The organism is Ferrigenium sp. UT5 (assembly GCF_045866295.1).
Taxonomy (GTDB): Bacteria; Pseudomonadota; Gammaproteobacteria; order Burkholderiales; family Gallionellaceae; genus Sideroxyarcus.
Window position 1 is genome coordinate 44,629 of record NZ_BAAFRY010000007.1, and the last position, 20,728, is coordinate 65,356.

Sequence of the window (20,728 nt, forward strand, 5' to 3'; positions counted from 1 at the left end):
AGAAAGGAATTGCCATGCTCGTTCGCTTGATCTACATCAGTTATTCCAAAAATGACGTGTCTGAAGCAGACCTTAAACAGATTTTGGAAAAATCCAAAATCAACAACAAGAGCAAATTCGTCACCGGCATGTTGATGTACTCGGACCGCTATTTCTTCCAATGCCTGGAAGGTGAACGGCGCGATGTGAACCAGACTTACTTGCGCATCAGCAGTGACCCGCGCCATTCCAAGTGCGTGCTGATCGACTATAGCGAAATCAGTGCGCGCCTGTTCCCGACCTGGTCCATGGATTATGTCGCGTTCAACGGCAACAACAACGAAATGGTCTTGCGCTACAGCGAAAATGGCCTGTTCCAACCCTATGATTTCAACGCGGCCCAAGCGAATGCGTTTTTGCATGAAGTGGCACACACCCTCGCCAATTCAAATCGCGCAGAAGACAAGCCAAAGTCTTTGTTGTCCTGGTTCAAAAGCTAGGCGCACCCCATGCCCGAGACATCAACTTTCAGCCTCGACAACCGGGAGCGCGATGATGCGTTCGCGAACCAGGGCAAGCCGTGGCGAGCGGTGACGGATACCGTCATGGGCGGAATATCGCAAGCGGCATTGCACGCCACGATGGTTGACGGCAAGCCGTGCCTGCGTTTAAGCGGTGAAGTACGCCTGGAGAACAACGGCGGCTTTGTGCAAGCCAGCCTTGATCTGGGGACGGATGGATTGCTGGATGCCAGCGGTTTTGATGGCATCGAAATCGAGGTGTGCGGAAACAATGACCGCTACAACCTGCATCTACGGACTGCCGATACGCAAAGGGTTTGGCAGTCCTACCGCCACAGCTTTACCGCTGGTGCGCATTGGCAAACACTGCGCATCCCCTTCACGGCTTTCGTTCCGCACCGGATTCAGCTTGCGCTCAATACGCGGCAACTGCGTCGTATCGGCATCGTCGCAATCGGCAGAAAAATGCAGGCCGATATTTGCTTTCGCGGCCTTGCCTTGTATCGCACGAATCTTGTTGCGCAGAAAACCCTCCCAAGATGAAGCGCAAAATCCAGAGCTTTGTTTGAGGCGTCGCCGCTCTATCTCAGATAGCAGCGCCTAAATTATTGTCTTGTTTTTTGCGCCCACTAAAGGCCGCGCGCCAGATCGTTCTGAATGTCCACCACCGCCTCCAGCCCGACCGCGATGCGGATCAAGCCGTCGGTGATGCCGGCCGCCGCGCGCGCTTCCGGCGAGATGCGCGCATGGGTGGTGGTCGCCGGATGGGTGATGGTGGTCTTGGTGTCTCCGAGGTTAGCGGTGATGGACAACAGTTTGGTGTTATCGATCACCCGCCACGCCGCTTCCTTGCCGCCCTTCACCTCGAACGCCACGATGCCGCCACCGGTCTTCTGCTGCTTCATCGCAAGCTGATGTTGCGGATGCGACGGCAAGCCGGGATAGAACACGCGCGCCACGTTCGGCTGTTGCTCCAGCCATTGCGCGAGTTGCAAGGCATTGGCGCTGTGCGCGTCCATGCGCAGCTTGAGCGTCTCCAGCCCCTTCAGGAACACCCAGGCGTTGAACGCGCTCATGGTCGGCCCGGCGGTGCGCAGAAAGCCGTACACCGGCTCCATCAGTTTCTTGCTGCCCAGCACCGCGCCGCCCAGCACGCGCCCCTGTCCGTCGATGTATTTGGTGGCGGAATGGATGACGATGTCCGCGCCCAGCTCCAGCGGGCGTTGCAGGATGGGCGTGCAGAAACAGTTGTCCACCGCCAGCAGCGCGCCGCATTTCTTGGCCACCGCCGCGATGGCGGCAATGTCGGAGATCTCGGTCAGCGGATTGGACGGCGTCTCCAGGAAAAACAGTTTCGTGTTCGGCCGCACCGCCGCCTGCCATTCTGCGACATCGGTTGCCGAGACGTAACTCGTCTCCACACCGAACTTCTTGAAGTAGTTGTTGAACAGGTTGATGGTCGAACCGAACAGGCTGCGCGAGGCGACGATGTGATCACCTGCCTTCAGCAAGCCCATGCAACAGGACAGGATGGCAGACATGCCGCTTGAGGTCGCCACGCACTGCTCCGCCCCTTCCAGCGCGGCCAACCGTTCCTCGAACATGCTGGTCGTGGGATTGGTGAAGCGCGCGTAGATGTTGCCCGGCTCTTCACCGATGAAGCGCCGGGCCGCCTGTGCGGCGTTGTCAAAAGTGAAACTCGAAGTCAGGAACATCGCCTCACCATGTTCCATGAAAGGGGTTTGCACGCGCCCCGCCCTGACGGCCAAAGTTTCAAGCTGGTATTCGGAATCAGACATCATCACCTCCCGCGCGGCAGATCGCGCGCGCAACAAAAAACCCGGAAAGCTTGGCGCCAAACCGGGTTCTCCCCGCTTTAGCTGTATTTGTAATGCGCCCGCAAGCTGTTCCTCAAATCGGCGCAGGCGAAAAGTAGCACTTCCCGCCGCAAACCGTCAACTCACATCGACGACGCGCTCATCACCAGATCCAGTTCCATCTGCTCGTCGTCCGTTGTCGCTTCCTTGCCATGGCCGTTGCGCGCGGCCTCGACGTGATCCAGATACTCCGCGGTGATGTCGCCGGTGATGTAACAGCCGTCGAAACAGGATGCGTCAAAAACGGTTACGTCGGGATTCGCTTTGCTCACGGCCGCCTTGAGATCGTCCAGATCCTGATAGATCAGGCGATCGGCGCCGATTTCCTGGCCGATCTGCTCGTCGCTGCGGCCGGTCGCGATCAGTTCCTGCCGCGTCGGCATGTCGATGCCGTACACATTGGGGAATTTCACCGGCGGCGCGGCGGAAGCGAAAAAGACCTTGCGCGCGCCGGCATCGCGCGCCATCTGCACGATCTCGCGGCTGGTGGTGCCGCGCACGATGGAGTCGTCCACCAGCAGCACGTTCTTGTCCTTGAATTCGATGCCGATGGCATTCAGTTTCTGGCGCACGGATTTCTTGCGCATCGTCTGCCCCGGCATGATGAAAGTCCGTCCGATATAGCGGTTCTTGACGAAACCTTCGCGGAAAGGAATTCCCAGATGGTTGGCCAGTTGCAACGCGCTCGGGCGGCTGGAATCCGGAATCGGGATCACCACGTCGATATCGTGATCCGGCCATTCGCGACGGATCTTTTCCGCCAGATACTCGCCCATGAACAAGCGCGTGGCATAGACCGAGATTCCATCCATCACCGAGTCCGGCCGGGCGAAATAGACGTATTCGAAGATGCAGGGATTGAGGCGGGGATGCTCGGCGCATTGCTGGCTGTGGAAATTTGCCTCAAGGTCGATGAACACCGCTTCTCCCGGCGCGATGTCGCGCAGGAACTTGAAACCCAGCGTATCCAGCGCCACCGATTCGGATGCGACCAGATACTCGACCCCGTCGGCCGCCGGATTGCGGCCGACCACCAGCGGACGGATACCGTGCGGATCGCGGAAGGCGAGCAGGCCATAGCCCGCAATCATCGCCACCACCGCATAGGCGCCCTGGCAACGGCGATGCACGCCGGACACGGCGGCGAATATCTTCTGCGGGTCGAGCTTGAAGCCGGTGGCCTTTTCCTGCAGTTCGTGCGCCAGCACGTTCAGCAGCACTTCGGAATCAGAACCGGTGTTGATGTGGCGCAAGTCCTGCTGGTACATGGCGCGCCGCAACTCATCCGTGTTGGTGAGATTGCCGTTGTGCCCGAGCACGATGCCGAACGGCGAATTGACGTAAAACGGTTGCGCCTCATTGTGATCGACCGCCGAACCTGCGGTCGGATAGCGCACATGCGCGATACCGGCATTGCCCTTGAGCGCGCGCATGTTGCGGGTACGGAACACGTCTCGCACCAAGCCGTTTCCCTTGTGCAGATTGAAAGTCCGCCCCTCCAGCGTGGCGATGCCCGCAGCATCCTGCCCCCGATGCTGCAACACCTGCAAACCGTCATACAACAACTGGTTCACCGGTGTATTCGCCACCACCCCAAGAATCCCGCACATGGTCGTTCCCGTTATTTCGTATCGTTGATCGGACTATTTCGGCGCCACATTTTCCGGCACGAAATCTTTGGCGTACAGCGCCGCCTGTTGCAACGGTTTGCTGGTCCAGGCATTCTTCCACCAGGCTTGCTGGGGTATTTGGGTCAGCCCCGCCAGCCATACCAGCGCAAGCACCACCAGGATGCCGCGCATCGCCCCGAACATTGCGCCGAACTTGCCGTCCATTCCGCCCAGTCCGGCAAATTTTGCCAGTTTCGACAGGAACCAGGCAAACACCGCCCCCACGATCAGCACCACGATGAACACCAGCGCAAAAGCGGTCGCCGAACGGAGGCTGTCCGCACCGATTGCCTGCGGAATATACGGGGTCACCTGCGCCGAGAACGTGCGCGCCACGACATAGGCGGCCACCCAGCCGAGCAGCGAAAAAAGCTCATACATGAATCCGCGCCACCAGCCGAGCAAGGCCGACAGGATCAGGATGGCGACAACCGCAATATCAAAAATCGTCATGGATGCCTATTCCAGATTGAGCACGTTCGGATGCAAACCGATGGCTTCAAGCTTGGCACGCACCTTGTCCGCCGCCGCCTTGCCGGGATAGCTCCCGACCCGCACCCGCACCATGCTGCCGACTTGCTCGGTGTAAACCGGATAACCGCGTTGCTTGAGGTTCGCCGCCATTTGTTTGGCCGCATCCGCCTTGGAATACGCACCGACCTGAACCACCCAGCCGGCGCGTTGGCTGGCCGGCTTGGCGGGTGCGGCAGGCACCTGCTTCACGACCGGTTTTGCTTCCGGCTTCGGCAGCGGTTTCTCCACCGGCTGCGCCATCGGCATCTCAGCAACGACCGGCGCGGGTACGGGTTCGACCGCGACTACAGGTAAGGGGGCGGGAACGGCATCAGCCGCCGTTGCTTCAACTTTTTGCGGCGCACTTTCCGCCGCCGGCAGCGGCGCCGCTTTTTCCGGGATGCGCAGTTCGATATCCTGCTTCACCGTTGCGCCCGGGTCGGCATCGAAAATCATCGGCAGGAAGATCACCACCGCAAGCATCAGGGCAATCGCCCCGATCAAACGGCGTCTGGCCTGGCGTTGCAAGTTAAATTCGTCGTCGGTCCTGATCTGTTTTGCCATCTTGGAAATCGGGGGAACTCATGCACCGCGCACCCCGCGCACACGCATGACTTCCGCTACCGTATAGAATGATCCGAGGGCGGCGATTCTATCATTTTCGCCCGCGCGATTGCTCGCCTCTTGCAGCGCTTCCGCCAAGGAGGCGCACACCACGATCTCACCGCGTATGCCGCTTTCTGCCATTACCCGCGCCAGTTCGTCCGAGGTGGCACCGCGCGGCGCATCGATCCCGGCAACCAGCCAGACATCGATCTGCGCATCCAGCGCACGCACCACCCCCGCCATATCCTTGTCTTTCAGCATGGCGAATACCGCAAAAGTCCTGGCCGGCGGCAGATTGGCCAGATTCTGCGCCAGCGCGCGCGCCGCCTGCGGGTTGTGCGCCACATCGAGGATCAGTTGCGGCCTGCCCGGCACGAACTGGAAGCGCCCCGCCAGCTCGACTTCGGTGAGCCCGCGCCGCACCGCAGCCATGCTCACCGGCAATCGGACCTGCAAGACATCCAGCGCGGCCAGCACCGCACTGGCGTTGTGCAACTGGAACGCACCGCGCAGAGCCGGAAGCGGCAAGGCGCTGCGCCCCCCGTCCTTGCCGAAGTAGTCCCACTGTCCCTGATGCGGCCTGAAACCGAATTCACTGCCGAGGCACCACAGTTCCGCGCCGATGTTGCTCGCATGCGCACGCAAAGCCTGTGGCACATCCGTATCAGCACAGATCGCCACTCTGCCTGGGCGAAAAATGCCCGCCTTCTCGAAAGCAATCTGCTCACGCGTGTCGCCCAGATAATCCACGTGATCGATATCCACGCCGGTCACCACCGCGACATCGGCATCGAACACGTTCACCGCATCCAGCCTGCCGCCCAGCCCGACTTCGAGGATGGCGATATCCACCTTGTGGGAGAGGAAACACTGCATGGCCGCCAGCGTGCCGAATTCGAAATAAGTGAGCGGAATCTGTAGGTCGGGATTCATCCCGACATCGCCTTGTCGGGTTGAAACCCGACCTACACGCGCCCGCTCGATCGCCGCGAACGAAGCACACAACTCCGCATCGCTCGCCTGTCGCTTGGCGATGCGCACGCGTTCGTTGTAATGCAGCAGATGCGGCGAAGTGTAGCAGCCGACCTTGTAGCCGGCGGCATGCAGGATGGCTTCCAGCATCGCGCACACCGAGCCCTTGCCGTTGGTACCGCCGACGATGATGAGGGGGAAATCAGGATCGAGGTTCAGCCGCTGCTTGACCTGTGCCACGCGCTCCAGACCGAGCGCGATGGTTTTGGGGTGCAGGGATTCGAGGTAGGTCAGCCAGCCGGCTAATGTATTGGGCATTTCTGTGAGTCTGGGATTACAACTGTACCCCGAACTTGCGCAATACCGGCAACATGACCAAGTAGCAAACGACAGTGGCCGAAACGGAAATCCCGAGACCAAGCCAGAATCCGAAACCCAGCCTGAGGAGCAGCGGCAGCAACAGAAACAAAACCAGCGATGGCAACACCAGCCAGAAGATTTGTCCCGAAAGTTCGGCGATCTGTGCAGGGGCCACGCCGTCAAAATGCATCCAGATGAATGCCAGCAGCGAGGTGAGCGGCAAGGCGGCAAGCAGTGCAGCAAACCCGGTACTGCGCTTGGCGATTTCGGCAATCGCCACGATAACCAGCGCGGAAATTCCGACCTTGAGCGCGTAGTAGAGCATCTGCCTTAAGCCGCCTCCAGCTTCACGGCCGCATCCTGCTTGGTCAGCAGCGTGATGAGTGTGGCCAGCTGATCGCGCATCTGGCGGCGGTCAACGATCATGTCAATGGCGCCATGCTCCAGCAGGAATTCGGCCCGCTGGAAACCTTCCGGCAAGGTCTCGCGCACGGTTTGCTGGATCACGCGCGCCCCGGCAAATCCAATCAGGGCGCCGGGCTCGGCAATGTTCACGTCGCCCAGGAACGCAAAACTCGCCGAGACGCCGCCCATGGTGGGGTCGGTGAGCACGGAGATGAACGGCAGCTTGGCTTCGCTCAACTGCGTCAGCGCGGCGCTGGTCTTGGCCATCTGCATCAGCGACAGCAGGCCTTCCTGCATGCGCGCGCCGCCGCTGGCGGAGAAGCAAATGAACGGGCATTGTTGTTCGAGCGCAACCTGTACGCCGCGCACGAAACGCTCCCCCACCACCGATCCCATCGAGCCGCCCATGAACGTGAATTCGAACGCCGCCGCCACCACCGGCAATGCATGGATACTGCCCTGCATCACGATCAGTGCATCGTCTTCTCCGGTACTTTTTTTCGAAGCCACCAGGCGTTCGGTATATTTTTTCTGGTCCTTGAACTTGAGTGTATCGACCGGCAATATCTCCGCGCCGATCTCGAAACGCCCCTCGCCATCAAGCAGGCAGTCCAGACGGGTGCGCGCGGTGATGCGGTGGTGATAGTTGCATTTCGGACACACGCTGAGGTTCTTTTCAAGGTCGGCGTGGTACAGCACCGCCTGACAATCGGGACACTTGAACCACAGGCCTTCCGGCACGTTGCGCTTGTCCTCGCCTTCCCGGCGCTTGATCTTCGGCGGCAATAATTTCTGAAACCAGCCCATAATTTCCACTCCCTTCCCGTGTAGTGTTTCTCGTTGTTTGGTGCTTATGCAACGCGTGCGCGTTGCGTCTATTGATCGATTGCCTGTCGCAATTCTTGCACCAGCCGCATGACATTGGCGACTACTTTTTGTTGGCTCGAGTGCTCGATCTCTTCAACGATCCGGCTGCCGACCACCACGCCGTCGCAGAGTTTCGAGACGGCCCTGGCCGTCGCCGCATCGCGAATGCCGAAGCCGACACCGATGGGCAGTTTGATGTGCTTGCGCAGTTGCGGCATCTTTTCCTCGATGGCCGACAGGTCGAGGTTGCCCGCACCGGTCACGCCCTTGAGCGAGACGTAATACACATAACCGCGCGCCAGTTTGGCGACCTGCGCGATGCGCGCTTCCTTGGTGGTCGGCGCCAGCAGGAAGATGGGTGCGATGCCATGCGCCTGCAGATGCTCGAATGCCTCGTGGCTTTCTTCCGGAGGAAAATCCACGGTCAGTGCCCCGTCCACGCCGACCTCGGCGCAACGCTTTGCAAACGTTTCCCAGCCCATCGCTTCGATGGGATTCCCGTAGCCCATCAGCACCACCGGCGTGGTTGTATCCTGTTTGCGGAATTCGGCCACCCTCTCCAGCACGCCGCGCAGCGACATGCCGTTCTTCAGCGCGCGCTCGGATGCGCGCTGGATGGTCGGGCCATCCGCCATCGGATCGGAGAAGGGCACCCCCAGTTCGAGCACGTCTGCACCCGCCGCCACCAGCCCGTGCATCAGCGGCACGGTGAGTGCCTGTTCCGGGTCACCTGCGGTGATGAAAGGGATCAGCGCCTTGCGCTGCTGCTGCTTCAGTTTCTCGAAAGTTGTATCGATGCGGCTCATAGCGTGATGCCCTTGATCTCGGCCACGGTATTCATGTCCTTGTCGCCACGCCCGGACAGGTTGACCAGGAGCACTTTGTCTTTGTCCATGGCCGGTGCGATCTTGAGCGCATGCGCCAGCGCATGGCTGGATTCCAGCGCGGGGATGATGCCCTCGAAACGGCACAGCGCATCAAACGCCGCCAGCGCCTCGTCGTCGTTGATGGCGACATATTGCGCGCGTCCGATCTCCTTCAGCAGACAATGCTCCGGGCCGACGCCGGGATAATCCAGACCCGCGGAAATGGAATGCGTCTCGGTAATCTGACCGTTCTCGTCCTGCATCAGATAGACCTTGTTGCCGTGCAGTACGCCCACCTTCGCATTCGCCGTGAGCGGTGCCGCATGCGCGCCGCTGGCGATGCCGTGACCGCCGGCCTCCACCCCGATGATCCGCACGCCCTGCTCGTCGATGTAGGGATGGAACAAGCCGATGGCATTCGAACCGCCGCCGACGCAGGCGATCAGCGCATCCGGCTGACGGCCGATCAGCTCCGGCATCTGCACTTTCGCTTCCTTGCCGACGATGCTCTGGAAATCGCGCACCATCATCGGATAGGGATGCGGGCCGGCCGCCGTGCCAAAGATGTAAAACGTGTTCTCGACGTTGGTGACCCAGTCGCGGATCGCCTCGTTGCAGGCGTCCTTGAGCGTTTTGGAACCGCTCTCGACCGGCACCACGGTCGCGCCCAGCAGCTTCATGCGAAACACGTTCGGCGCCTGGCGCTGGATGTCTTCCGCGCCCATGTACACGATGCACTCCATGCCGAAACGTGCGGCCACGGTGGCCGTCGCCACGCCGTGCATGCCGGCCCCGGTCTCGGCGATGACGCGCCGCTTGCCCATGCGCCGCGCCAGCAACGCCTGCCCCATGGCACTGTTGATCTTGTGCGCGCCGGTATGGTTCAAGTCTTCGCGCTTGAGATAGATCTGCGCGCCGCCCAGATGCTCGGACAGACGTTTGGCGTGATAAATCGGACTGGGGCGGCCCACGTAATGTTTCAGCTCGTACGCCAGTTCGGCCTGGAACTCCGGGTCGTCGCGAAAACGCAAATACTGCGCGGTCAATTCCTCCACCGCGGGAATCAGCGTCTCGGCCATGTAGGTTCCGCCGAACTGGCCGAAGTGGCCGCTGTTATCTGGATAGTTGTACATCTGCTCGTTTGACCTCATTGACGAATGCCGCGATCTTCACCGCATCCTTGATTCCCTTTGCCGCCTCCACGCCGCTGGACACATCCACCGCGTAGGGGCGCACCTGTTTGATCGCTTCTGCCACATTGCCCGCATGCAGGCCGCCGGACAGGATCAGCGGCAACGGCAGGTCGGGCGGGATCAGCCGCCAGTCGAACGTCGCCCCGCTGCCACCCCGCACGCCCTCGACATGGGCGTCGAGCAGCAAACCCTGCGCAGCGGCATAGCGGGCCGCGCATTCTACCAAATCCGTTTCTGCAGTTACCCGGATCGCTTTCAGATAGGGTTTGCCGAACTGCGCGCAGAACTCGGGCGATTCATCACCATGGAATTGCAGGGTATCCAAGGCGACGAAGCGCAATACCGTCTCGACCTCCGCGGCCTGCGGATTGACAAACAGCCCCACGGTATTGACGAAAGGCGACAACGCATGGGCAAGATGGGCAGCCTGGGGGATCGTGATATGGCGCGGACTGGCTTCATAAAACACCAGCCCAAGCGCGTCTGCCCCGCCGGCAACTAGCGCATGCACATCCTCGGCACGGGTGATGCCGCAAATTTTTATCCGTGTTCGAAAGCTTTTGGCCATGCGGGCATTTTACCCATTAATCAAACTGCAGCTGTGGCAAACCCCACTTGGCCTCATAGCGGATGTGTTTCAGATACAAACCGTCCGGCGCGAAGGTGGGCGCGGCAAGACGGCGGTCGCGTTCCGCCAGCACGCCCTGCAACCAGTGCGGCGGATACTTTCCTTTGCCCACATAAACCAGACAGCCGACGATGTTGCGCACCATATGGTGCAAAAAAGCGTCGGCGGTCAATTCGAAAAAAAGCGTGTCCCCCCGCTGCCGGATGTCGAGTTGCTGCAAACGCTTGACGGGGGATTTGGCCTGGCATTGGGCGGCGCGGAAGGCGCTGAAATCGTGCTCGCCCAGCAAATACTGCGCGGCCTGACGCATCTTTGCCACATCCAGCGGTGCATGAAACCAGCCCACCTTGCCGTGATGCACACCGCAGCGTTGCGGACGGTTGACCAGCACATACTGATAACTGCGCGCCTGCGCCGAGAAGCGCGCATGGAATTCGTCCGTCACCGGGTGCGCCCAGAGCACGGCAATATCCTTCGGCAACAGGGCATTCACCCCGCGTACCCAGGCAGAAAGCGGGCGCACCATCGCCGTGTCGAAATGCACGACCTGCTCCAGCGCGTGCACCCCGGTATCCGTACGGCCGGCCGCATGCACCGTGACCGGTTCGCTGCCGATCCTGGACAACGTCGCGGCCAGCGCATCCTGCACGTTCGGCACATCGGGCTGGCTCTGCCAGCCGTTGTAGGCGCGCCCGTCGTATTCCACCCCCAGCGCGATCCTCATCGCCCCCCCCAAACCATGAGCGCCAGACTGAACACCAGCAGCATGGCATCGATCCTGCGCAAAGGCTGGCGCGGCAACTCGATCTGTCCCGCTGCCATTTTCGGGCGACGCAAGGCATTGCGGATCGTGCCGCGCCAGTCCGCTGCCGTGTCGCCCATGGCCGGTTCGGCATAATGCAAGGTCAAGGCCAGACGCACGGCAGCACGTTCGCGCGAAATACCGATCCAGCGCACGGGATACGCCAGCGCATAGATGCCGCTGATGAATTGTTCGCGCTTCAGCAGCGCCAACAGGATTGCCAAACCCGACAACGTGGCCAGCAAACGCCCCAGTTGCAGGGCGCCATCCGTCAATCCCTCAAGGGTTGGCGCATAGACTCCCCAGGCTGCCACCAGCGCCGTCCCCGGCGTCGAGTAAGCATAGATCAGCAACAGCGAAAACATTATCCAGCGCGTGCGGCGCAGCAATTGCCGCAATTGCCGCGGGCAGAGATGCAAGGCAAATACCAGCAGCAGCACACACAGAATTGCCACGTGCAGAGCCGGCTGGCGTTGCGCCAGAAATGCCAGGGACAGCCAGAGCAGAATCTGTACGGCCGGGTGCGGCATCATCGTCGCTTCACTCAAAAGAAAACGGCAGCCGGACGGCTGCCGTTGCGATCAGGCGCATGGCTCAAAGTTGGGCGAGCATGGCTTGGGCATTTGCACGCTGTTGCTCGTCGCCGTCGCGCATGACCTCGTCCAGAATCTCGCGTGCCCCCGCGGCATCGCCCATTTCCTGATAGGCTTTTGCCAGGTCGAGTTTGGTGGCGACTTCCTGCCACCGCTCATCCTTGCTTCCGGTTTCGCCTTCCTTCGCCCCGGTGCCAATCCCGCCCAGATTCAGACTGATATCACCCAGACCGATATCGAGCGGCGCTTCCGTTTCCGCCGGTGCGGCCTGGCTGGAATCATCAGGAATGTCCAGCGTGAATGCCAACGGCTCATCCAAGGCAGGCTGCTTCGATTTTTCCATCGCCATGATTTCCGGCTTCGCCGTCACATCGAACTGCAGATCACCCACATGCTGTGGTGGCACTTCCGCATCCACCCTCTCTGCCACACTCGTTCCTCTGCCCGGATTCGTCGCGGTCACATCAAAGATCAGATCGTCTGTCGCGACCGGCGCCCCCTCGTCTGTTGCAGCCACGGGTGGCCGGGTTCCGGTAACATCAAAATCCATAGCCATTCCGTGTGCCGCCCGCAGTTCATCGGCGGACAGGATCGTCGTAGATTCCTGTTGCGGTGTTGCATTTGACTTCTCAACCCGGTTCTCAGGCGCAGGAGGATTGTCTTGCGCTGTTGCCGGCGGACGGTCGGAGATCACGGTATCCAAGAAATCTGTCGGTTGCGACTGCCCTCCAAAGCCGAGGTCGAAATCCACCGCAGCCTCTGCGGCCGGCGCCGCCGCAGGCGGTTCGGACACCGATTCCCCGTCCCCACCGTACAGCGGGTTATTCGGCTCCAGCGCGCGCCCCATTGCGGCCACTTGATTCCACGCGGATTCATCTCCGTCAGCCTGGACCTGGCGCGCGTAGGCAAGAAAGGACTCGGCATCCTTGCGATTGGCATAGATGGCAAGAAGTTTGAGGGTAATGGGCAAATCGCCCGGTTTGTCCGCAAGGGCGTCTTTCAGCACCTCCTCTGCCTGAACATCACGGCCGAACGACAGGAACAGGTCTGCTTCCGCAATCGGATCAACGTCCTCGCTGTCCGACTTTACCGCCGTATCTTGCTCAACCAGAACGTGCGTAAAGTCACCGGTTTCTGGCGAGGGCGCCACGGGTACGGTGATTCGCCCGGTCGTGCTCCCCTCGTCTTCTCCCAAGGTGTTTTTTGTCGATCGCAGCGTGCGCCGACGTGAGAGCCACACCCCACCAACCAACAGCAGCAACAAAATCACAACGCCTCCGCCCAACATGATCGGGGCCTCCAGCAATTCATCCAGGAAGGAGGGCGCATTTTTCTCGGGTACCGGAAGCGGTGCCGGAACAGCCGGTTTTGCGACCGGCTTGACCGCTGCGGGAGCCGGGTTAACCACTGACGTTGCCGCAGATGCTGAAGCAGGCACTTCAAGTACGGCCGATTGAGCCTGCTCCCGCTTCAGCGCATCCAAGCGCTGCAAATCTTTTACGTTTTTTTCCAGCAACGCTGCGCGCTCTTGCGCATCCTGCAAAGCCTTCTCACGGGCAATCGCATCTTCTGCCTGGACGCTCGACTTTCCGGCGACTTCCGTGTCTCCCGGCGCCTGTCCCTTGGACAGTTTCAGGATCTCTTTGGCGGGTTCTTTTGGCGCAGTGGCGGTTTCGGCAACGGCGGCGGTAACCTTGCCCGATGCGGCTTGCGCCGCGCCCTGCTCAACGGCTTGCGCGCGTGCGGCAGCCAATTGCTGGCGATAACTGTTCCACTCCCTGACTTGGGCACGGTATTCCTGTTTGGCCTCGCGTTGTCCGATTGCCTCGATCTCGGCAGCATCCGGCAGACGAATGATCTTTCCGGCCCGCAATCGATTCATGTTTTTACCGCTGAATGCCTCGGTATTTGCACGATACAGCGCCACCAGCATGCGTTCCAGACTCACCTCTGCCGGTTTGGTTTTCAACGCAATCTTGCTCAAAGTATCACCTCGCACGACAGCGATGGGTGCGTTTTGCGTTTCCACCACAGGTCGCGACGCTTCCGTGCTCAATCCGTTTTCTTGCCCCCCCAGCTCGGCAGGCGATGTGTCCGCCGGCACTGCGCCAGCCTGACCCGCAACCGCTTCTGCCGGGCCTGCGGCAACAGCCTCGGATTCGAGTGCCACCGGCACCGCAGGCGCAGATGCCGCCGCAGCTTCAGCCTCATTGGGCACGACAGGAATTTCGGATTGAGGCGATTGTTCCGCAGTAACCACTGCCGGAACGGCGGGAGCCACCGGAATAATTTCCGCAGCGGGTTGCGCGGGCATGTTGAAGCCGATCGGATCAAGCAGGAAAGTGTATTCACGCAGCAACTTGCCGGACGACCACATCACTTCTACCAGCAGCGTGACAAACGGCTCATTGACGGGCTGGAGGGTTGAGATTTTGATGCGTGGCCGATCGGTCTCGCGATCGACGATTTCGAACTTGAGACGCGGCAGCTCATATGGAAAATCGACTCCGGCCCTCTTGAACATTTCCGGCGCCGCCAGCTTGGCCGAAATATTGGACCGATCCGCCTTATCCACTGAAAGCAGTTCGATTTCCGCCCGCAACGGTTGCCCCAGATTGGACGTAACGGTAATCCCGCCCAGTCCCGTCGCATTGGCCACACTGCATGCAAGCAGCCAACAAGCCACGAGTCCGGATTTCTTAAAGATTGTTTTCAGCACGCTGCCACCTTTTTCTTTCCCTGACAATAATCAGACTAACATCAGAGGGTTAGTGATGCAAGCTCATCCACCCTCTAGGTTTTGGCACTAAATGGCGGTAATCAACCACAATTTTCCAGAGCTACTGGTCCAGCAAAATACGCAGCATGCGACGCAGTGGTTCCGCCGCGCCCCACAACAACTGGTCGCCACAAACAAAAGCGCTGACATATTCCGCGCCCATCTCCATCTTGCGCACCCGGCCCACGGCAATATCCAGTTTGCCGGCAACCGCAACAGGATTGAGTTCGCGCACCGTCAACTCGCGCTGGTTCGGCACGAACTTGACCCATGGATTGGCACCCTTGATCAACGCCTCAATCTCCGTCAAGGGTAAATCGCGTTTGAGCTTGAGGGTCAGCGCCAGGCTGTGGCAGCGCATCGCACCGATGCGAACGCACAAACCATCCACCGGAATGACTTGCGCCGTGCCAAGTATCTTGTTGACTTCGGCGCATCCCTTCCATTCCTCTTTTGACTGGCCGTTGTCGAGTTGCTTGTCGATCCAGGGGATCAGGCTGCCCGCAAGAGGCGCCCCGAAATTGGCGGTCGGCATCTCGCTCGAACGCAGTTTTTCCGACAGACGCCGATCGATTTCCAGAATGGGAGATTTTGGATCATCCAGCAAGTCAGCCACGGAAGCATATGCCACGCCCATCTGCACCAGCAACTCGCGCATGTTCTGCGCGCCCGCACCGCTCGCCGCCTGATAGGTCATGGAAGAAACCCACTCCACCAGGCCCGCATGGAACAGGCCGCCCAAGCCCATCAACAGGATGCTGTTGGTGCAATTGCCGCCGATAAAATTCTTGCCGCCGTTTGCCAATGATTTCTTGATGAGGTCAAGATTGACCGGGTCGAGGATGATCACCGCGTCTTTTTCCATGCGCAATGTGGAAGCCGCATCGATCCAGTAGCCCTGCCATCCCGCAGCCCGCAGCCGGGGGAATATCGCGGTGGTGTAATCCCCGCCCTGACAGGAGATGACCGCATCCATCGACTTCAGTGCGTCGAGGTTGTGCGCATCCCGCAACGGCAAGCCACGGCCTTCGGCAGGCGCCGCGCCGCCAACATTGGACGTGGTAAAAAATACCGGCTCGAATAAATCGAAATCCTGTTCTTCACGCATCCGCTGCATAAGCACCGAGCCCACCATGCCGCGCCAACCGATCAAACCGACTTTCATGACTTTCCTTGTGAGTTAAAGCGCAGCAACGACCGCATCGCCCATCGCCGCACAACCGACCCTGCGCATGCCAGATTCATAAATGTCACCGGTGCGAATGCCTTGTTGCAATACCTTGTGCACCGCGCCTTCGATGCGGTTTGCGACGTCGGGGAGGTTGAAGGTGTACTGCATCATCATCGCCACCGACAGGATCGTCGCCAACGGATTGGCAATATCCTTGCCGGCGATATCGGGCGCGGAACCGTGACAGGGCTCGTACAGCCCCTTGTTGTTGGAATCCAGCGAAGCCGAGGGCAGCATGCCGATGGAGCCGGTGAGCATCGACGCCTCATCCGACAGAATGTCGCCGAAGAGGTTGCCAGTGAGGACCACGTCGAACTGTTTCGGCGCCCGCACCAATTGCATCGCTGCGTTATCGACATACATGTGCGAGGTCTCTACCTGTGGATATTCCTTGGCCACCTCGCTCACGATCTCGCGCCAGAACATGCTGGTGTCCAGCACATTGGCCTTGTCCACCGAACACAATTTCCTGCCGCGCTTCATTGCGATCTGGTATCCGACATGCGCCACGCGGCGCACTTCGGATTCACTGTAGTGCATGGTATCGAAACCCTGGCGCTCGCCGTTTTCCAAGGTACGGATGCCGCGTGGCTGGCCGAAATAGACATCGCCGGTCAGCTCGCGCACGATCAAAATATCCAGACCGGACACAATATCGGCACGCAGCGTCGAAGCATTCACCAGCTCCGGATACACCATCGCCGGGCGCAGGTTGGCAAACAGGCCGAGCCCCTTGCGAATCCGCAGCAATCCTTGTTCCGGACGCATTGGCCGCGGCAGGGTGTCGTATTGATAGCCGCCCACCGCACCCAGCAGCACCGCATCGGCTTCCTTGGACAATTTTTCGGTTGCCGGCGGAAAAGGATCACCGGCGGCGTCATAGCCTGCACCGCCAATGGTTGCGTATTCCAACTCGATTTTCAGACCGTCACTGCGCAACACTTCCAACACTTTGGCCGCCTGCGCGACAATCTCCGGCCCGATGCCGTCACCCGGCAAAACTGCGATTTTCATTTGATTACCTTTTTGAATTATGCAAACAACCACGGTTGCGCGGCACGGTGCTTTGCCTCGAACGCCCGGATGTCGTCCTGATGCTGCAGCGTCAGCCCGATGTCATCCAGCCCGTTCAGCAGGCAGTGCTTGCGGAATCCGTCCACCTCGAAAGCATAGCTGACGCCATTGGCTGCGGTAAGCGTTTGCTGTTCCAGATCGACGTCTAACGTATAACCGCTGTTCGCCGCCACCGCCTTGAACAGCGCATCCACTTTCTCCGCACCCAGCTTGATCGGCAGCAACCCGTTCTTGAAACAGTTATTGAAAAAGATGTCGGCAAAACTGGGCGCGATGATGACGCGGAAGCCGAAGTCTGCCAGCGCCCAGGGCGCGTGTTCGCGCGACGAACCGCAGCCGAAATTCTCGCGCGCCAGCAGGATCTGGGCGCCCTGATAGCGCGGCTGATTCAGCACGAAGTCCTGGTTCAATGGACGGTTGCGGCAATCCATCCCGGGTTCGCCGTGATCGAGATAGCGCCACTCGTCGAACAGGTAAGGACCGAAGCCGGAACGCTTGATCGATTTCAGGAATTGCTTGGGAATGATCGCGTCGGTATCCACGTTGGCTCTGTCCAGCGGCGCCACCAAACCGGAGAATTTTTCAAATTTTTGCATGGTTATTTGGTGGCCGCTTTCTCGATCGCTTGCCCGCCTTTTTGGATATCCTCACCCAAACCCTTAAACGTATTACAACCGGCTAGCACCACCAGAACCACCACACCGATCACAATTTTTTTCATGCCTGCACCTTTCACCATTTGCTCACATCGACGAAATGCCCGGCAATCGCCGCGGCCGCAGCCATGGCCGGACTGACCAGATGGGTGCGGCCGCCTTGTCCCTGCCGCCCCTCGAAGTTGCGGTTGGAAGTGGAGGCACAACGCTCGCCAGGTTCCAGCCGGTCATCGTTCATGGCCAGGCACATCGAGCACCCCGGGTCGCGCCACTCGAAACCGGCCGCGAGGAAAACTTTGTCCAATCCTTCCTGCTCGGCTTGGGCCTTGACCAAACCCGAACCCGGCACGACCAGCGCCAGCTTCACGTTTGCCGCGACCTTTTTGCCCTTGGCGACTGCTGCAGCCGCGCGCATGTCTTCGATGCGACCATTGGTGCAGGAGCCGATGAACACCTTGTCGATCTTGATCGCGGTGATCGGCGTGTTCGCCTGCAGCCCCATGTACTGCAACGCGCGCTCAACGTCGCCGCGCTTCACGGCATCGCCGAAGGTGGCGGGATCCGGCACGCTCCCGTCAACGGGCAGCACCATCTCCGGCGAAGTGCCCCAGGTCACTTGCGGCTTGATCCGGGTGGCATCCACTTCGATCGTGGTATCGAATTTTGCCCCGGGATCACTGTGCAGCGTGCGCCAGCAAGTTACGGCCTTGTCCCAGTTCTCGCCCTGTGGCGCGAACGGCCGCCCCTTGATGTAGGAGAGGGTGGTGTCGTCGCAGGCCACCATGCCGGCGCGCGCGCCCGCCTCGATCGCCATGTTGCACAGGGTCATGCGGCCTTCCATGCTCAAGGCGCGAATCGTGTCGCCGCCGAATTCGATGGCATGGCCGGTGCCGCCCGCCGTGCCGATCCGGCCGATGATCGCCAGCGCGATGTCTTTTGCAGTCACGCCGTGCCCCAACTTGCCTTCCACCTTGACCAGCATGGCCTTCGATTTTTTCGCCACCAGACATTGCGTCGCCATCACATGCTCGACCTCGGAAGTGCCGATGCCGTGCGCCAGCGCCGCGAATGCGCCATGCGTGCTGGTGTGGGAATCGCCGCACACCACGGTCATGCCGGGCAGGGTCGCGCCCTGTTCGGGGCCGATCACATGCACCACGCCCTGGCGGATGTCGTTCATCTTGAATTCGGTGATGCCTAGTTCGGCGCAGTTCGCATCCAGCGTTTCAACCTGCAGGCGCGAGATGGGATCGACGATGCCGCCGCCGCGTTTGGTCGTCGGCACGTTGTGGTCCGGCACCGCCAGCATGGAACCGGTACGCCACGGTTTGCGCAGTGCCAGGCGCATGCCCTCAAAGGCTTGCGGACTGGTCACTTCGTGCACCAGATGGCGGTCAATATAGATCAATGACGTTCCATCCGGCTCGGTGCGAACCAGATGGCTGTTCCAGAGTTTGTCGTAAAGTGTTTGTGCGTTCATTTTTTATACTTTCGCGGGCCGGCGATTATGCCACAGCGTATCGCGCCCATAACAAAGTTCAATCGGTCAAGGCCGGGGTATCGGCCAATTTCACCAGGGCATACTCCAGACTTTCGGAAAGCGCGTGCCAGCTGGCATCGATGATGTTGCTGCTCGCGCCGACCGTGGTCCAGACATGGCCGCCGCCCTGGAAGGTGATGAGCACGCGCACCTGCGCGGAGGTTCCATTGGCGCTATCCAGGATGCGCACCTTGTAATCGATCAGGCGAACGGCCTTCAGCACGGGATAGGCGGCGGCCAGCGCGCTGCGCAGGGCGCCGGCCAGCGCGTTGACCGGGCCGTTGCCTTCCGCCGCCATGAACTTCACTTCGTCGCCCACCTTCACCTTGGCGGTCGCTTCCGACAGCAGGCCGCGGCTCTGCCGACGCTCGGTAATGACCACATAATCGATCAGCTCGAACGGTTGCGTGTACCCGGGGCGCAGGCGATGCAGCATCAGCTCCATGCTGGCTTCCGCCGCCTCGAAGGTGAAACCCTCATGTTCCAGATGCTTGATGTGATTGAGCACGCGCTGGGCGTCTTCATTGTTGAGCGTGATCCCGAGCGCCTGCGCGCTGAACTGGATGTTGCCGCGCCCGGACAGTTCCGACACCACCGAACGCATCTCGTTGCCCACCAGGGCCGGGTCGATGTGCTGGTAGGTGTCGGCCGCCTTGAGCATGGCCGCGACATGGATGCCCCCTTTGTGCGCAAAGGCGCTGTGGCCGATGTAAGGCGCGTGGTTGTAGTGCTTCAAGTTGACCATCTCCGCGACAAAATGCGCCAGCGCGGTCAGCTCGCGCAACTGCGCCGGGGTCACCGCCAGCTTGCCCATCTTGAGTTGCAGATTGGGGATGACCGTGGTCAGGTTGGCGTTGCCGACGCGCTCGCCGTACCCGTTGATCGTGCCCTGCACCTGGGTACAACCGCCGCGCACCGCCGCCAGCGAATTCGCCACCCCGCAGCCGCTGTCGTTGTGGCAATGCGCCCCCAGCGGCGTGCTGATCTGCCGCTTCACCTCGCGCACGATCTCCTCCACTTCCCACGGCAGCTTGCCGCCGTTGGTCTCGCACAACACCAGCCAGTCCGCACCCGATTCCGCCGCCGCCCGCAAGGTCGCCAGCGCATAGTCTTTGTTCGCGATGAAGCCGTCGAAGAAATGTTCGGCATCGAACATCACCTCGCGCCCCTTCGATTTCAGGTAGGCCACGCTGTCGCGGATCATCGCGAGGTTCTCTTCCGGCGTGGCGGAGAGCACGACCTTGACGTGGTAATCCGAGCTTTTTCCCACCAGGGTCACCACCGGGGTGGCGGCCTCCAGCAGCGCCTGCAAATTGCCGTCCTGCTCGCACGGTTTGTTCTTCTGGCGCGTGCGGCCAAAGGCGGCAAGTCTGGCTTGTCCCAAATCCAGTTTGGCCGCGCGCGCGAAAAATTCCGCATCCTTGGGGTTGGAACCTGGCCAGCCACCCTCGATGTAATGGAAGCCAAAATCGGCCAGGCGTTTGGCGATGACCAGTTTGTCATCAACCGACAGGGAGATATCCTCGCGCTGCGTGCCGTCACGCAAAGTGGTGTCGTACAGGAAGACTCGATTCATGGTGTCGTCACGGTTTGGAA

The 20,728-nt window shown here is 60.4% G+C and carries 21 protein-coding genes and 1 riboswitch; of the genes, 2 read left to right on the plus strand and 19 right to left on the minus strand.

Translation table 11 applies throughout. From position 1 onward, the window contains the following. The first annotated feature begins 14 nt into the window (after nt 1–14). Both ACKTSJ_RS04005 and ACKTSJ_RS04010 read left to right on the plus strand, forming a co-directional pair. Nucleotides 15–479: a BLUF domain-containing protein gene (locus ACKTSJ_RS04005; protein ID WP_407897629.1), complete on the plus strand. Its 465-nt coding sequence runs from the start codon at nt 15–17 to the stop codon at nt 477–479. A 9-nt stretch (nt 480–488) separates the two neighbouring features. Continuing rightward, nucleotides 489–1,043 (plus strand): CIA30 family protein, encoded by a 555-nt coding sequence (locus ACKTSJ_RS04010; RefSeq protein ID WP_407897631.1) that lies wholly within the window; start codon nt 489–491, stop codon nt 1,041–1,043. A gap of 86 nt (nt 1,044–1,129) precedes the next feature. Here the strand turns inward: ACKTSJ_RS04010 and ACKTSJ_RS04015 are convergent, their stop codons facing one another. The 19 genes from ACKTSJ_RS04015 to cimA form a co-directional block, all read right to left on the minus strand. Next, entirely contained in the window at nt 1,130–2,299 is a 1,170-nt protein-coding gene (locus tag ACKTSJ_RS04015; RefSeq protein WP_407897633.1) for an O-succinylhomoserine sulfhydrylase, read from the minus strand. A gap of 60 nt (nt 2,300–2,359) precedes the next feature. Beyond that, a riboswitch (SAM riboswitch) is annotated at nt 2,360–2,433 on the minus strand. 27 nt (nt 2,434–2,460) lie between these two features. Beyond that, complete coding sequence (purF, locus tag ACKTSJ_RS04020) at nt 2,461–3,987, minus strand: amidophosphoribosyltransferase (protein WP_407897635.1); 1,527 nt, start codon at nt 3,985–3,987, stop codon at nt 2,461–2,463. Nucleotides 3,988–4,020: 33 nt separating this feature from the next. Then, complete coding sequence (locus tag ACKTSJ_RS04025) at nt 4,021–4,500, minus strand: CvpA family protein (RefSeq protein ID WP_407897637.1); 480 nt, start codon at nt 4,498–4,500, stop codon at nt 4,021–4,023. A 6-nt stretch (nt 4,501–4,506) separates the two neighbouring features. Further along, nucleotides 4,507–5,124: an SPOR domain-containing protein gene (locus ACKTSJ_RS04030; protein WP_407897639.1), complete on the minus strand. Its 618-nt coding sequence runs from the start codon at nt 5,122–5,124 to the stop codon at nt 4,507–4,509. A gap of 18 nt (nt 5,125–5,142) precedes the next feature. Beyond that, nucleotides 5,143–6,456, minus strand: coding sequence for a bifunctional tetrahydrofolate synthase/dihydrofolate synthase (folC, locus tag ACKTSJ_RS04035; protein WP_407897641.1), 1,314 nt, complete (start codon nt 6,454–6,456; stop codon nt 5,143–5,145). Between the two features lie 16 nt (nt 6,457–6,472). Next, nucleotides 6,473–6,823 (minus strand): hypothetical protein, encoded by a 351-nt coding sequence (locus ACKTSJ_RS04040; protein ID WP_407897643.1) that lies wholly within the window; start codon nt 6,821–6,823, stop codon nt 6,473–6,475. Nucleotides 6,824–6,828: 5 nt separating this feature from the next. Beyond that, a complete protein-coding gene (accD, locus tag ACKTSJ_RS04045) occupies nt 6,829–7,710 on the minus strand; it encodes an acetyl-CoA carboxylase, carboxyltransferase subunit beta (protein ID WP_407897645.1) in 882 nt (293 codons plus the stop codon). A gap of 68 nt (nt 7,711–7,778) precedes the next feature. Next, nucleotides 7,779–8,576 carry a tryptophan synthase subunit alpha gene (trpA, locus tag ACKTSJ_RS04050; RefSeq protein WP_407897647.1) on the minus strand — a complete coding sequence of 266 codons (798 nt, stop codon included), beginning with the start codon at nt 8,574–8,576 and terminating at the stop codon, nt 7,779–7,781. Then, nucleotides 8,573–9,787, minus strand: a complete 1,215-nt coding sequence (trpB, locus tag ACKTSJ_RS04055) for a tryptophan synthase subunit beta (RefSeq protein WP_407897649.1) — start codon at nt 9,785–9,787, stop codon at nt 8,573–8,575. Before trpB ends, trpA begins: the two co-directional genes overlap by 4 nt. Beyond that, nucleotides 9,750–10,397: a phosphoribosylanthranilate isomerase gene (locus tag ACKTSJ_RS04060; RefSeq protein ID WP_407897651.1), complete on the minus strand. Its 648-nt coding sequence runs from the start codon at nt 10,395–10,397 to the stop codon at nt 9,750–9,752. The genes trpB and ACKTSJ_RS04060 overlap by 38 nt, the downstream gene beginning before the upstream one ends. 16 nt (nt 10,398–10,413) lie before the next feature. Next, nucleotides 10,414–11,181 carry a tRNA pseudouridine(38-40) synthase TruA gene (truA, locus tag ACKTSJ_RS04065; RefSeq protein ID WP_407897653.1) on the minus strand — a complete coding sequence of 256 codons (768 nt, stop codon included), beginning with the start codon at nt 11,179–11,181 and terminating at the stop codon, nt 10,414–10,416. Then, nucleotides 11,178–11,807: a CbiQ family ECF transporter T component gene (locus ACKTSJ_RS04070; protein ID WP_407897655.1), complete on the minus strand. Its 630-nt coding sequence runs from the start codon at nt 11,805–11,807 to the stop codon at nt 11,178–11,180. Before ACKTSJ_RS04070 ends, truA begins: the two co-directional genes overlap by 4 nt. Before the next feature lie 46 nt (nt 11,808–11,853). Next, nucleotides 11,854–14,571, minus strand: coding sequence for a FimV/HubP family polar landmark protein (locus ACKTSJ_RS04075; protein WP_407897657.1), 2,718 nt, complete (start codon nt 14,569–14,571; stop codon nt 11,854–11,856). 121 nt (nt 14,572–14,692) lie between these two features. After that, the gene (asd, locus tag ACKTSJ_RS04080) at nt 14,693–15,796 is read right to left on the minus strand and encodes an aspartate-semialdehyde dehydrogenase (protein WP_407897659.1); all 1,104 of its coding nucleotides are present in this window, start codon (nt 15,794–15,796) and stop codon (nt 14,693–14,695) included. Between the two features lie 15 nt (nt 15,797–15,811). Further along, a complete protein-coding gene (leuB, locus tag ACKTSJ_RS04085; protein ID WP_407897661.1) occupies nt 15,812–16,876 on the minus strand; it encodes a 3-isopropylmalate dehydrogenase in 1,065 nt (354 codons plus the stop codon). A 17-nt stretch (nt 16,877–16,893) separates the two neighbouring features. Then, nucleotides 16,894–17,532 carry a 3-isopropylmalate dehydratase small subunit gene (leuD, locus tag ACKTSJ_RS04090; RefSeq protein ID WP_407897663.1) on the minus strand — a complete coding sequence of 213 codons (639 nt, stop codon included), beginning with the start codon at nt 17,530–17,532 and terminating at the stop codon, nt 16,894–16,896. Nucleotides 17,533–17,534: 2 nt separating this feature from the next. Further along, nucleotides 17,535–17,657, minus strand: a complete 123-nt coding sequence (locus tag ACKTSJ_RS04095; RefSeq protein WP_407897665.1) for an entericidin A/B family lipoprotein — start codon at nt 17,655–17,657, stop codon at nt 17,535–17,537. A gap of 11 nt (nt 17,658–17,668) precedes the next feature. After that, nucleotides 17,669–19,072 (minus strand): 3-isopropylmalate dehydratase large subunit, encoded by a 1,404-nt coding sequence (gene leuC / locus ACKTSJ_RS04100; protein ID WP_407897667.1) that lies wholly within the window; start codon nt 19,070–19,072, stop codon nt 17,669–17,671. A gap of 58 nt (nt 19,073–19,130) precedes the next feature. Further along, a complete protein-coding gene (gene cimA / locus ACKTSJ_RS04105; RefSeq protein WP_407897669.1) occupies nt 19,131–20,708 on the minus strand; it encodes a citramalate synthase in 1,578 nt (525 codons plus the stop codon). Between the last annotated feature and the right edge of the window lie 20 nt (nt 20,709–20,728).

What these genes read in the sequence shown, in the direction of transcription:
- ACKTSJ_RS04005 (WP_407897629.1), top strand. Translation starts at nt 15, where the DNA reads ATGCTCGTTCGCTTGATCTACATCAGTTATTCCAAAAATGACGTGTCT.
- ACKTSJ_RS04010 (WP_407897631.1), top strand. Translation starts at nt 489, where the DNA reads ATGCCCGAGACATCAACTTTCAGCCTCGACAACCGGGAGCGCGATGAT.
- ACKTSJ_RS04015 (WP_407897633.1), bottom strand. Translation starts at nt 2,299, where the DNA reads ATGTCTGATTCCGAATACCAGCTTGAAACTTTGGCCGTCAGGGCGGGG.
- purF (WP_407897635.1), bottom strand. Translation starts at nt 3,987, where the DNA reads ATGTGCGGGATTCTTGGGGTGGTGGCGAATACACCGGTGAACCAGTTG.
- ACKTSJ_RS04025 (WP_407897637.1), bottom strand. Translation starts at nt 4,500, where the DNA reads ATGACGATTTTTGATATTGCGGTTGTCGCCATCCTGATCCTGTCGGCC.
- ACKTSJ_RS04030 (WP_407897639.1), bottom strand. Translation starts at nt 5,124, where the DNA reads ATGGCAAAACAGATCAGGACCGACGACGAATTTAACTTGCAACGCCAG.
- folC (WP_407897641.1), bottom strand. Translation starts at nt 6,456, where the DNA reads ATGCCCAATACATTAGCCGGCTGGCTGACCTACCTCGAATCCCTGCAC.
- ACKTSJ_RS04040 (WP_407897643.1), bottom strand. Translation starts at nt 6,823, where the DNA reads ATGCTCTACTACGCGCTCAAGGTCGGAATTTCCGCGCTGGTTATCGTG.
- accD (WP_407897645.1), bottom strand. Translation starts at nt 7,710, where the DNA reads ATGGGCTGGTTTCAGAAATTATTGCCGCCGAAGATCAAGCGCCGGGAA.
- trpA (WP_407897647.1), bottom strand. Translation starts at nt 8,576, where the DNA reads ATGAGCCGCATCGATACAACTTTCGAGAAACTGAAGCAGCAGCAGCGC.
- trpB (WP_407897649.1), bottom strand. Translation starts at nt 9,787, where the DNA reads ATGAGGTCAAACGAGCAGATGTACAACTATCCAGATAACAGCGGCCAC.
- ACKTSJ_RS04060 (WP_407897651.1), bottom strand. Translation starts at nt 10,397, where the DNA reads ATGGCCAAAAGCTTTCGAACACGGATAAAAATTTGCGGCATCACCCGT.
- truA (WP_407897653.1), bottom strand. Translation starts at nt 11,181, where the DNA reads ATGAGGATCGCGCTGGGGGTGGAATACGACGGGCGCGCCTACAACGGC.
- asd (WP_407897659.1), bottom strand. Translation starts at nt 15,796, where the DNA reads ATGAAAGTCGGTTTGATCGGTTGGCGCGGCATGGTGGGCTCGGTGCTT.
- leuB (WP_407897661.1), bottom strand. Translation starts at nt 16,876, where the DNA reads ATGAAAATCGCAGTTTTGCCGGGTGACGGCATCGGGCCGGAGATTGTC.
- leuD (WP_407897663.1), bottom strand. Translation starts at nt 17,532, where the DNA reads ATGCAAAAATTTGAAAAATTCTCCGGTTTGGTGGCGCCGCTGGACAGA.
- ACKTSJ_RS04095 (WP_407897665.1), bottom strand. Translation starts at nt 17,657, where the DNA reads ATGAAAAAAATTGTGATCGGTGTGGTGGTTCTGGTGGTGCTAGCCGGT.
- leuC (WP_407897667.1), bottom strand. Translation starts at nt 19,072, where the DNA reads ATGAACGCACAAACACTTTACGACAAACTCTGGAACAGCCATCTGGTT.
- cimA (WP_407897669.1), bottom strand. Translation starts at nt 20,708, where the DNA reads ATGAATCGAGTCTTCCTGTACGACACCACTTTGCGTGACGGCACGCAG.